At 28.0% G+C, this 12,374-nt stretch carries 13 protein-coding genes (1 of these 13 running past the window's edge); 8 read left to right on the top strand and 5 right to left on the bottom strand.

The annotated features are described in order from the left end of the window. Positions 1-131 precede the first annotated feature (131 nt). Complete coding sequence (locus tag ABM4_RS07115; RefSeq protein ID WP_016359001.1) at positions 132-1,769, top strand: dihydropteroate synthase-like protein; 1,638 nt, start codon at positions 132-134, stop codon at positions 1,767-1,769. Between the two features lie 363 nt (positions 1,770-2,132). On the opposite strand, the gene ABM4_RS07110 is transcribed toward ABM4_RS07115, so the two are convergent. Continuing rightward, positions 2,133-2,507 (bottom strand): hypothetical protein, encoded by a 375-nt coding sequence (locus tag ABM4_RS07110; RefSeq protein WP_016359000.1) that lies wholly within the window; start codon positions 2,505-2,507, stop codon positions 2,133-2,135. Between the two features lie 142 nt (positions 2,508-2,649). Then, on the bottom strand, positions 2,650-3,171 hold the full coding sequence (locus ABM4_RS07105) for a hypothetical protein (protein ID WP_016358999.1): 522 nt from the start codon (positions 3,169-3,171) through the stop codon (positions 2,650-2,652). A gap of 288 nt (positions 3,172-3,459) precedes the next feature. Here ABM4_RS07105 and ABM4_RS07100 point away from each other — a divergent pair, with 288 nt between their 5' ends. The 6 genes from ABM4_RS07100 (at position 3,460) to ABM4_RS07075 (ending at position 9,014) form a co-directional block, all read left to right on the top strand. Next, on the top strand, positions 3,460-4,308 hold the full coding sequence (locus ABM4_RS07100; RefSeq protein ID WP_016358998.1) for a MoxR family ATPase: 849 nt from the start codon (positions 3,460-3,462) through the stop codon (positions 4,306-4,308). 102 nt (positions 4,309-4,410) lie between these two features. Next, positions 4,411-5,577, top strand: coding sequence for a VWA domain-containing protein (locus ABM4_RS07095; RefSeq protein ID WP_016358997.1), 1,167 nt, complete (start codon positions 4,411-4,413; stop codon positions 5,575-5,577). 134 nt (positions 5,578-5,711) lie between these two features. Next, positions 5,712-6,644: a TIGR00269 family protein gene (locus ABM4_RS07090; protein ID WP_016358996.1), complete on the top strand. Its 933-nt coding sequence runs from the start codon at positions 5,712-5,714 to the stop codon at positions 6,642-6,644. 185 nt (positions 6,645-6,829) lie between these two features. Then, positions 6,830-7,030 (top strand): sulfur carrier protein ThiS, encoded by a 201-nt coding sequence (thiS, locus tag ABM4_RS07085; protein ID WP_016358995.1) that lies wholly within the window; start codon positions 6,830-6,832, stop codon positions 7,028-7,030. A gap of 161 nt (positions 7,031-7,191) precedes the next feature. Beyond that, positions 7,192-8,067, top strand: coding sequence for a DUF89 domain-containing protein (locus ABM4_RS07080; protein ID WP_040682029.1), 876 nt, complete (start codon positions 7,192-7,194; stop codon positions 8,065-8,067). A 107-nt stretch (positions 8,068-8,174) separates the two neighbouring features. Then, positions 8,175-9,014 (top strand): NAD(P)-binding domain-containing protein, encoded by an 840-nt coding sequence (locus ABM4_RS07075; RefSeq protein ID WP_016358993.1) that lies wholly within the window; start codon positions 8,175-8,177, stop codon positions 9,012-9,014. 172 nt (positions 9,015-9,186) lie between these two features. On the opposite strand, the gene ABM4_RS07070 is transcribed toward ABM4_RS07075, so the two are convergent. Then, complete coding sequence (locus ABM4_RS07070) at positions 9,187-9,672, bottom strand: DUF308 domain-containing protein (RefSeq protein WP_016358992.1); 486 nt, start codon at positions 9,670-9,672, stop codon at positions 9,187-9,189. Between the two features lie 118 nt (positions 9,673-9,790). Continuing rightward, a complete protein-coding gene (locus tag ABM4_RS07065; protein WP_016358991.1) occupies positions 9,791-10,885 on the bottom strand; it encodes an archaeosine biosynthesis radical SAM protein RaSEA in 1,095 nt (364 codons plus the stop codon). A gap of 171 nt (positions 10,886-11,056) precedes the next feature. Here ABM4_RS07065 and ABM4_RS07060 point away from each other — a divergent pair, with 171 nt between their 5' ends. Continuing rightward, positions 11,057-11,971: a radical SAM protein gene (locus tag ABM4_RS07060; protein WP_016358990.1), complete on the top strand. Its 915-nt coding sequence runs from the start codon at positions 11,057-11,059 to the stop codon at positions 11,969-11,971. A gap of 251 nt (positions 11,972-12,222) precedes the next feature. On the opposite strand, the gene mer is transcribed toward ABM4_RS07060, so the two are convergent. Beyond that, positions 12,223-12,374, bottom strand: the 3' end of a protein-coding gene (mer, locus tag ABM4_RS07055) for a 5,10-methylenetetrahydromethanopterin reductase (protein WP_016358989.1). The gene runs 814 nt beyond the window's last position; only the last 152 of its 966 coding nucleotides appear in the window; its start codon lies beyond the right edge, outside the window — the gene reads right to left on this strand; it ends in the stop codon at positions 12,223-12,225.

Raw genomic sequence — 12,374 nt, 5'->3', positions numbered from 1 at the left:
TTATCTGGAAAAAATTAAAATATTAGAACCAGAATTTTTTAATTAGATTCATAAATTGTTGGTTTATTTAAAAAAAGTTATATAATTTGTAATCTAAAATAATAATATTATATTTATTAAGGGGTTATATTATGAAAATACTCATTATAACTGGAAATTTAGCTTATCCTGCAATTTTGGATATTGTTAAAGATTCAAATAAAGAAGTTATTGTCCATAAAGCAAATACTCAAATAGCGGCCTTTTTAACACCTAATCAAATTATTAAAGAAATAAAAAATAATATTCAAGATCAATTAGATACTGTTGATGTGATTTTAGTTCCAGGTTTAATTAGAAGATCTACCGATAAAATCGCTGAAGAATTGAATATTCCTACTTTTAAAGGACCTACCGATTGTGCTGACTTAGGAGTGGTTATAGATTTAATAGATAATCTAAATCTCGCCACTGATAAACCTGCAGATCGTTTAATTGAAGAGGAAAAAAGAAAAAGAGCATTTAATTTTATTAAAGATTTCGAAAGCGATTCTCAAAAAAGGGAGGAATTACTTAAAAAGCCTAATAACATATTGGTAGGTAAATTGGCTGTAGGTGAAGATTTTCCTATTAGGGTGTTATCCGAGATTGCAAATGCTCCATCTCTTCCAAAAGAACGTTTGATTAAAAAGGCAAAACACTTTGTTGAAAGCGGTTCCGACATGATTGACATTGGAATGGCCGCTGGTGAAGATAATTCTGATATGATTCCTGATTTAATTAAAACTTTAAGACCTATTGTTGGAGATAGACCTTTAAGTATAGATACTTTAAACCCTAATGAAATTAAGGTTGCCGTTGAAAATGGTATTGATTTGGTTTTAAGTGTGGATTTAGGTCATGCTAAGGAACTTGTACCTTTACTTAAGAAATATGATGTTCCGGCTGTGCTTCTTCCAACTAATTTTGCTGTAAATAAGGTTCCACATACAGTTGATGAGAGACTTGAATATATTGATGAGTTAATTGGATATTGTAGCAAATATTCCCCTGAAGACGAACCTATTGATTTCATTGCAGACTTAATATTGGATCCTGTAAACAGTAGCAGTATTACTGATTCACTTATTGCATGTAAAAAATTTAAGGAAAATAATCCCTATCCCTTATTTTTCGGTGTAGGAAATGTAACTGAGTTATTGGATACTGATTCAACTGGAGCCAATGCATTACTTGCAGGTATTGCAATGGAAATAGGTGCATCTGTTTTGTTCACTCCTGAGGAGAGTGGTAAAAATGAGGGTAGTGTATATGAGTTAGCTATTGCAAGCAAGATGATGTTTCTTGCAAAGCATAGGTCTTCAATACCTAAGGATTTAGGAATTAATCTATTAAGATTTAAAGATAAAAAACAAAGAGCGGATATATTGGGTGAAGAAATGTATGAGGATCAATCAAATATTAAACATATAATTGCTAAGGAATCTAAACGTTTTATACTTGACCGTGCAGGTAGTTTTAAAATAAGGGTTAATTATGCTGAAAATCTTGAAGATAGAAGTATTATTGTTACTCATTTTAAGAAAACAGTTCCGGATATTGTTGTAGAAGGTAAATATCCTAAAGAAATTTATGATGAGCTTGTAAAACAGGGTTTGGTTTCTAGAATGGATCATGCAGCTTATTTAGGTTCTGAGTTACAGAAGGCCCAAATAGCAATGATTACAGGAAAGGAGTATGTTCAGGACTTCGAATTATTCGATAAACCAATTAATTTTAATGAAGATTAATTGATTTATTCATATTTATTTCTCTATATATTCAATTTAGTTCAAAATAACTTATTTTTAGAATATTTTAAATTGTCTTATGGGGTATATATTGAAATTTAAATAGTTACCAATATTTTGGGAATTTCTTTTATTTAAATCTCATATACTTTTTTTATTTAGGTTTTAAATTTAAAGATGTTCTTTATTTAGATAAACCTTAAAATTACTTATTTTTTAATATATTTTTTAAGTATTGAAAATCCATTAAGATTTAAAACTGATTTTAAAGATGTTAAAAATAGTTGTTATTGTATATAAAAAGAAAATTTTAAAAAATAGTTAAAAAATTTAGAGTAAGATTACTCTAAATGAATAATTTAATTAACCAGTATATGGCTGGTCGTAGGTATCTCCATGACCATGTTCATATCCTGAATCAGAAGATTGACTACCACTGTCTTGGCTGTAATCACTTGATTCGGAATCTGAGTAACTACTTCCAGATTCATAACCTGAACTAGAACTATCTGTACTATAGTAACCATTATCACTTGATACAGAACCGGAATCACTAGAACCACTAGTTGTGTCAGGAGTAGTGTTAGTTGTATTATTAACGGTTAAATTGCTTGTTGTGCTGTTAGTAGTATTATTAACTTCCATGTCTCCTTGGGAGTTCATAGCAAATACTGTAGCACCAGCAACAGCTATAATTGCAATTACGAGAACAATTATGATAATGTCTTCATTTTCCATATTTTTCATTCCCTTAATTATTATTTTATTATTATATTTTTTATGTATAATATAATATTAATCTTTTGTTAATCTTTTATTTGGAAATTTTACTTTTTTTAAAATTTTAATTGATTTTAAATTTATTAATAAATTATTTAAATTAATTTAAAGCATAAAAACTGTTGATTATATTTTGAATATCGGGGTTTATATTATTGCCTAACCATTCAATCATAACTCTTTTGCTGTTGACTGAAAAGAATGCCAATCTATAATCCCCTCTTGTATTGGAGTGTAAGCTTACATAATATATATTGTGACCATTAACTGTCGTGTTTTCAGTACTTAACCCAGTATCCTGATTGTTTTCTCCCTCTGCAAAATATGCATAGTCATTATTATACATATTATCTCCATCACCATCATTATTGTAAACCGTTATATATAGACTGTCATTACTAGTCCCATATAAATCATAACCTGTTTTACTAGTTACACAACCGTTCTGATAATTATCAGGTATCATACAAGTGTAACCGTTAATAGTTGTATTTTTACCTGTAAGATTTGCAGTATTATTATTGCTTACACTTTGATCATTATTATTAACTGTAAATACAATAAGTCCTGCAATGATGATTATTAAGATAATAATTCCACTCATCAATGTCTTTCTATTCATATTATACCTTTAATTATTTATTTTTGTAAATTGTATTTTTCTTAAAACTTTCATCGGATTATTTTTCAAATTTTCATTAAGTTTTTAGGATTGGAATATTAAATCCATTTCTTAATATTTTGAATTTCTTTTAAATTTTTCATTAAGTTTTTAAGATTTAGAATATAATTATTATTATAAAATATGATTTTAATTTTATTTAAAAATTTTATTTTAATAATATTATATTAAATAGAAATTATAAATCATTTATTGTTGTATTAATTTATTTTTATTAAAGGTTATTCTATGGAAAATATAAACATTGACGATATAAACAAAGGTTTATTGGAAAACAACTATGTCTCAGATTCTGAGATAACCACCACTGTTTATTTATCATTGGCTTTAAATAAACCTATATTAATTGAAGGACCTCCAGGTGTTGGAAAAACTGAACTTGCAAAAACCGTTGCAAAATCTTTAGGCAGAAACTTCTTCAGAATCCAATGTTATGAAGGTATAACTTTTGAACAGATTGTTGGTGAATGGAATTATCAGAAACAATTGTTAGAATTGGAAGCCATTAAGGGCAAATCCAAGGATATTTCTACAGATATATTCCAGGACGAATATTTTATAAAAAGACCTTTACTTTCTGCTTTTTCCACTGAAAAGGATTCAGTTTTACTTATTGATGAGATAGACAAAGCAGACGAGGAAGTTGAAAGTTTTTTACTTCAAGCTTTAGGTGAAAAGGAGATCACTGTTAATGATTTGGGAACATTTCCCCTTAAAAATGATTTAATAGTTATTTTGACTTCAAACTCTCAAAGAATGTTACTTGATGAAACAAAAGACAGATGTTTATTCTTATATATTTCATATCCTTCTGTGGAAAGGGAAGTTAAGATTGTTAAAAGAAAAGTCCCCGAAGCAGATGATGATTTAATCACTAAGGTTGTAGAGTTGGTACATAGAATTAGAAAATTAAATCTTTTAAAGAAACCTTCTGTAAGGGGTAGTGTTGATTGGGTAAGATCCGTTCTTAATTTAAATATGGACAGTCAGGATGAAGCACTTAAACAGAGTATTGGTTCAGTAGTTAAAAATAAATCTGATAAGGAAAAGGTATTAAAAGAAGTCTTAAAAGATTAATTTTTTATTTAACTTAGTATAGAATAGGAAAGTTAATCTAGTAATTCTTTATTTAATATTTTTTTTTATAATGAGATTAGAATTTATTGTAATGTGGTTGCTATGATAGAAGTAGATCAAATTGTTGAATTATCTAATAATTTAAGAGATGAGGGCATGGCTGTAAGTATTCGTACTACTCAAACAGCAATGGATACCTGTGATTTATTAGATACAAACAATAAGGAACTTTTAAAACAAGCTCTTAGATCTGTTTATGTTAAAAATAAATATGATATTCCTAAATTCAATAAACAATTTGATGAAGTCTTTAAAGAGAAGAAATCTTTAAAATCTGTAGAGCAGGAATCCACTAAAATGCCTAGGAATTATCGTTCTGGCTCTAATAAAATGAGAGTTGTTAAGAATAAGAAAGCTCCAAAAGCTCATGTAAATAGTAAATTTAAAAATAAATTAGAAATGGCGGAGTATCTGGGTACCCCTCCACTTCATGAAAGTGATGACGATTTGGAACGTGATTCTGAACTGCTTAATAAGGACTTAACAAAAATTAATCAATTTGAACCACGTATGTTGGAATTATGTCAAGAATTAGGACGTCGTATTGCTAATAAACGTTCAAGACGAGAAAATCAGGCTAAAACTAATAAGATTGATATTAGAAGAACTATTAGGACCAATCTAAAATATGGCGGTACAACAATAGATTTAGTAAAAGCTAAACCAAGACCTCATAAAAATCAGCATCTTTTCCTGGATGACATTAGTGGATCATGTGAGTGGATCAGTAGTTGGTTTTTCATGTTAATGTATTCATGCCAAACAGCATTTAAAGATTCAAGAACATTTGAATTTGATAATAAAACCGTTGAAACCACTGAAGCTTTAAAATCAAATTACCTTTTTGATGCCTTTGTAAAGGTTAAAGATATTCGTATTAAAAATGCTATGGTACATGGTACATCAGATATGTATAGGGCTTTTAATTCATTTATAAAACAGGCTGATATTTCAAACAAAACTTATATTGTTATATTATCTGATTGTCGTGATTGGGCAGGTCCTAAGGTAAATGGCGTTCAAGCTAGTACCGATTTAGTACGTCAAATGGTTAAACTTTCTAAGAAAGTTATTATATTGAATCCAGAAGATAGAAATAAGTGGGATATTGCAGATAGTTGTGTATCATTATATGAGGATGCTGGTGCTAAGGTATATGAAGTAAATACTTTAAATCAATTGGCAGATTTTGTAATGGATATGCATTAATATTGGTCTTTTTTAACTTTTTTTAAAGTTTAATCTTCTAAAACTATATTTAATAATAAACTAAAACATATAAAAATCTATATTTAATAGAAACATTTTAACTTATCAAATTATTTAAAAATTCTGTGATAATTATGAGTGTATGTACAAAATGTGGAAATCCTAATGTTATAATTACACGTAAACAGTCAGGCCAATCTTTATGTGCTGATTGTTTCATTAAAAGTGTGGACAAAAAGGTTCAACAAACAATTAGGCGTGAAAAATTACTTAATAAAGGTGATAAAGTTATGGTTGCATTATCCGGTGGTAAGGATAGTGTGGTAACTTTGGATATTCTAAATAGTTATAGGGAAAGACATGTTATTGATTTATGTGCTGTAACTATTGATGAGGGGATTAAAGGTTATAGGAATGAAGGTGTGGACATTGCCATATCTCATGCCAAACGTTTAGGAATTGAACATAAGGTTGTCTCATTTAAGGATTGTTTTGGTATTGATTTGGATGAGATAATGAAAACCGACAATCATAGGGGGTCATGTACTTATTGTGGTGTGTTTAGACGTTGGATTATTAATCGTACTGCAAGGGAGTTTGGGGCTGATAAAATAGCAACAGGTCATAATCTTGATGATGAGTCCCAAGCCGTTTTAATGAATTATTTGGAGGGTAACATTAATAACTTATCTTCATTAGGTGCTCTTACCACTTCTAAAAGTCCTAAATTTACACCTAAGATTAAACCTTTAAGGGAAATCCCGGAAAAGGAAGTAGGTTTGTATGCTTTGGCGAAAGGTTTGGATATTCATCTTGCAGGATGTCCATATGCTCAGGAATCTTTTAGAATGGAAGTCGGAAATATTTTAAAAGACTTAACTAAAGATCATCCGACCATGATGTATTCTGTAATTAAAGGTTATGATAAACTTAAACCCCTTGTAAAGGAGAATTATCCTCCTGAATTTCATCAGGGTGATTGTGCCATTTGTGGCGAGCCGTCATCTAATGAACTTTGTAGGGTTTGTACTTTTTTAAAAGAGTTAGGTCATAGGGTTCAATTATAATATTTTTTAGTTTTTTAATTATTATCTTATAATCTAAACCTTTTTTTTAAGTTTTTAAATAACTTATTTTATTACTTGAATATTCCTAAACTGAAATCTGCCTAATAATTATTATATAAAAAGAAAAATAAATTAACTATTGTTATTATAATTTAGAATTATTATCTATAAGGAGAAATTAATAGATGTCATATACTGTTATATATAAAGATAAAAAAGAAGAAAGAGAGTTAAATGGTAAATATACAATTCAGAATCTTTTGGATGATTTAGACATTTCTTCAGAAACAATTGTTCCAAAACAAAATGGGGATATTGTAGTTGAAGAATCTGAGATTCATGATGGTGATGAAATAAAGATTATCCAAATCATTTATGGGGGATAATTCCATATTATCTTTAATCTTCTTAGATTTTATAAATGCATATAATTTAGCTATTTTTATCTAATTTTATTCTTAATTATTCTCTAATTTTTCACATTTTATTAAACTTTTAATATTTTAAATAATATACCATATAACATAATTAAAATTATGGTGATAATATTAAAGTTAATTATGAATGTGGGCCTTGTTTTCTACGTCAATCTAAGGATGCCTTAGATGTAATAACTAATGATGAAGATTTTAAATTGGATATTATCTCTGAAGTATTTAAACTATTGGCAAAGGAATATAAAAGGGGTGCTAATTCTAACTGGACCGGTTCTAAAGTTCACAGATTAATTAAAGAACTCACAGGATGTGAGGACCCTTATAAACTACAGAAAAAGCAGTCTAATGAAATGGCATTAAGTTTCATGGATGATGTGGAAAATATTTTAAAAAAAGACGATTCACTGGAGACCTGTGTAAAGATAGCTATTGTAGGAAATATAATTGATTTTGGTGCATATGGCTTGGATACCGATTTTGAATCATTAATTAAAGAAAGTTTAAAGAAGGACCTTAAGATTAATCAAACAGATTTATTGGAGGAAGCATTAAACAAACATGATGATGTTTTATATCTGGTAGATAATGCAGGTGAGATTGTATTTGATAGGATATTACTTTGGAAAATTAAATCTTACGGGGTGAATATTACACTTGCAGTTAAGGAGAAACCAATAGTAAATGATGCATGTATGGAAGATGCACTTAGTGCAGGTTTAGATGAATATGCAGATATAGTAAGTACCGGTGAGGATACAGTTGGAGTGGTATATCATGAATTCTCAGATGATTTTAGAGAAATCTTTGATGATGCAGATTTTATTATTTCAAAAGGTCTTGGAAATTTTGAGGGTCTAACTGAATTGGATTTAAAGGATAAAGATGTATTTTATCTTGCCTGTGCTAAATGTCCCGTATCCGCTAACTTAATTGGTATAAATTTAGGGGAGATGTTTCTACTTAAATCCGATTATCTTAAACTTTAATCTGTTTTTATGGGGTTAATGGTTTGATTTGTTTATATCTTGAACTTTAATAAGATTAATTGGAAATTTAACTTATTAGGATTAAAATTGATTGTGGAGGTTTAAAATTGATTGTTGGATTTATAGGTTTTGGTGAAGTATCATCAACAATATCCAATATACTTTCAAGAAATGGCATTCAAACAGTAACAGTTGTTAAAGGTAGAAGTGAGAAAACTAATATTAGGGCTATTAAATCCGATGTACAGATTATAGATTCATATGATGCTTTAGTGAAGGGTTCTGATGTAGTCATTTCCGCTAATTCACCTGCCAATGCATTGAATGTTGCCAAAAAAGTTTCTAAATTAATGGATAATGGAATTTATATTGATCTAAATAATGTATCTCCAGATACAACATTGAAAATGTCACAATTATTTGAAAAACCTCAGGAAACATTGCCTAAAATAGAAGAGAAACATAGTTTTTTTAAAAAACAAGAGGATGTAGATATGAGAAACATGTTTGTTGACGGTGCAATTATAGGCAAAGTGTCTAATGATTCTACAACTATACTTTTCTCAGGTCAACGTAGTGGGGATTTAGCTATTCTAAATAATTATGGTTTGAATATAATGATTGTAAGTAATAAACCAGGTGATGTTTCTACATTAAAAACTTTAAGAAGCTTATATACTAAAGGGGTTTCTGCTGTTTTAATGGAGGCTTATGAGGCTTCTAAGGAAATCGGTATGGTGGATCAGCTATTTGAAATTCTATCCTTAACCGAGGGGGAGACATTTGAGGAAAAATCAAAATCAAGAATTAGAAATTCCTATAAAAATTCCAATAGAAAGGTGGAAGAGATGGATGAGGCTTTGGAGTTTTTAGATAAAATTTCCCCTAAGGGCAAAAAGAATTTCATGACAAAAGCAGCAAGGGATAAGTTTAATGATGTAAAATAATGTAAAATCTATTAATTTAATTTCTATTTTTTTTAAATCATTTTTTTTTAATTTTGATCTGTAAAATGAGTTTTATAATTTTGAACAACATTTTATAAAAGTTTTAAAAAGAGTTTTTTCTATTCTGTAAATTAATATATGATAATCATTGAAGGATTATAAAATTTAAAGATTAATATCTATCTATAAATTTTAATAATCCACAAATAATTAACCATATTCCAACAATTGAACCAAGAATAATTTGATTTGACATGAATAATACAATTATTAAATATACTAAACCTAATACTATTCCAAGGATTCCTATATAAAATCCATATTTACTTTCTCTATCACTAATTATTCCTATCAATCCAATTATTATTAGGAATATTCCAACAAGATATGGGATTATTCCATTAAAGGAACTTATTAAATTTGGATTAAATAATATAAATATACTTATAATTAATAATATTAAACCGATTATTGTATTAAGTATGCTCTTTACAAATTGATAATCTACTTCATTTACTCCACTTAGAAGTAAATATATTGCAATTAAAAGGATAGATAAGCCACATATTGAATTTACACCAATATATCCAAGTATTGGAAAGGCAATTAAAATAATCCCAAGTATTAATGCTATAATACTCATGATTTCATTCTTCATTTTTTTCCTCCAATCTTTTAAAAAATTATAATCTATGAGATTAAATTCAATGATTTAAACTATTTATTTGTTTTTATTAATTTAAAATTATTACTAATTTTTTTATAAGTTTTATAAATTAGTATAATGGTAAGTGATTAATTCTATTTTCTGATCTATTAATATTTCCAGTTTTAACCTCTGCTAACCATTGATTTTTACAGTCACAATCATATTCAATCTTGGATTGGGCGATGTTGGATTCTATAATCATATTTTTAAGGTCTTTACTACATTTTTTACAATTGTATGGTCCCCTTCTAGAACCAAATGCTGATGTGTCCATTAAGGAAGGTATGGAGACTTCATCTCTTATTGTGTTGATTATGTATACAGTAGACCAAATCCATGGTGGTTGATATGATCCTTTTCTCCACAATCTCTCAATTAATGTTCCTCCATGTATTGTTGCAGGACAAAATGACAGTCTGTCAACACCAATGCTCTCAGCATAGATTCCAGTTTCTATTGCCTCATCTATTGCCTCTTTTTCAGATAAAAGAATCGGTTTTACAAAGATATAAGGTTTTGCTTTAATATTGTAGTTCTTCTCTTTCCTTGCTTTTTTAATAATGTTTACTGCTTTTTCAAAATCTGCTTTTGTAAAACCTTTATTGATATTGTATAATCTTGTATGGTCATTATAGGTTTCAAGACCCATACTTACCTCAAATAATTTGTCTCCAATAATATTAAATACTTCATCAATGGCCTCTTCAGTTACATATTGCGGACGTGTTTCAATAACAATTTCGCTAATCTCATCAGTGTTCTTTAATATTTGGAGAATCTCATCACGTGCTTCTTTTGGAACTTCTTTAGGGTTTAAGAAACTACCTGATGCAAAAATCTTTATAGCTATTTTATCCCCATTTCTATAATCTTCTTTGTAAGGGTGTTTTTCCATTTCTTTTTTAAATAATTCAACAATCTTGTCACTTGTAACAGGTTCTAAAGTACAATCATTAATATAACTGCACATTGTACATCCGCCACTAGGACCTAATGCCCAACTACATCCTTCCGTTGCAAGTATTAAAAATATAGTTTTACCAGGGCCTGAATATAATAAATCCTCATTATACCAACTGGTAGATACTTGTTCAGGTACTTTAGGTTTTGCTCTTGCTGTAGCATTGTCTCTTATCTCTTTAGTTAATTGTTGAATCTCCATATAAACCACTTAAATAATAAATCAAAATAAATTTTATATTTTTTATAATTAAATAATATATTTATAGATATTAATTGTTATATAATTTATTTAGTATTTAATAAATATTAAATTTTAAGCAAAATTGGTAGTGTTATTATTATTGGTTATTTTGATGATATATCAAAGGTATTGAAAAAATATGGTTTTAAATCCAGGGAGGTAAAATCAATTTTTACTAAAAGAAATAATGAAAGGAAATTGTTTCTTGAAGATTTTACAATTAACCCATATTTGGGATGCTCTTTTAATTGTAGTTATTGTTATATTAATGGCAGTAAATATGCCGGTAGTACTGATTCTTATTATGTTAAATCTAATGCAATAGAACTCACAAAATCCGAGTTAAAGAAATTGGTTAAAAATAATAAAAAGGGATTTGTTTGTTTTGGTTCTGCAACGGATCCATATCAGGATATTGAAAGTGAACTATATCTCACCCGTGATTTATTAAAATTAGTTAATAGATTTCATTTTCCTGTACATATTCTTACAAAATCTGATTTGGTATTGAGGGATACTGATATCTTAAAAAAAATTAACCAGCCATCAACTAATTTACCGGATGACCTTGACTTGGATACTAAGGTTTATGTTTCCTTTTCTTTTTCTACATTAGATGAAAATCAAAGAAAGATATTTGAATCAAGTGCTCCTTCTATTAAAAGACGATTAGATGCTATTAAGATTTTGAAAAATAATGATTTTAAGGTAGGTGTATCCTTTATGCCCATTTTACCGTTTATAGCTGATTCTAATAATGAGTTAAACAAAACTATGGCTATTTTTTCGGATATTGGAATTGATTATATTGTTCCAGGTTCAATGTCCTTATTTGGTAACGGGTTAAATGATTCAAGAGTTAAATATTTTAATTTGATTAAGAGATATTATCCAGAACATTATGAGGATACTAAGGATCTTTTCTTTAATAAGAAAACTTCTAAATACAATAATTACCCTCCAACATCATATCAAAATAATCTTTTAAGAAGAATCTCAAAGATTGCTGAAGAGTATAATATTAAAACTTCAATGTTTTCTTAATTGGTTGAAAATTGGATAAAATTCAATTTTAGATTAAATAATACTTAAATATAAAACAGGATCTTTTAAGGTTTTTTTATTAATTTTTAATGATTTTATATTTTTATTAAATAATCTGAATTTTAGTAATTAGTTTAAAATAAGATTTAATTCTAGATAATGTGTTATTTATAAAAATAGTTTAGATAGTTATTAAATTGTAAAAGCAATATTTAAAAAAAGTAAAAAAAAGAAAAAAGAATAAATTAAATTTAGAAACTGTTAATTACGTCTCCTAATAATTTAATAGATTCTTCTACGTCTTTACCTACAGGTGAACCAGCTACGTATTGGGTTACTCCCATTTCAGCTAAGTTTTCAATTTTTGGTACAAAGTCTTCTGGGGAACCAGCTACAGCGAATG

Source organism: Methanobrevibacter sp. AbM4 (genome assembly GCF_000404165.1).
GTDB classification, from domain to species: Archaea; Methanobacteriota; Methanobacteria; order Methanobacteriales; family Methanobacteriaceae; genus Methanarmilla; species Methanarmilla boviskoreani.
Note: the sequence above shows the minus strand (reverse complement) of the source record. Positions and strands in the feature narration are given on the sequence as shown.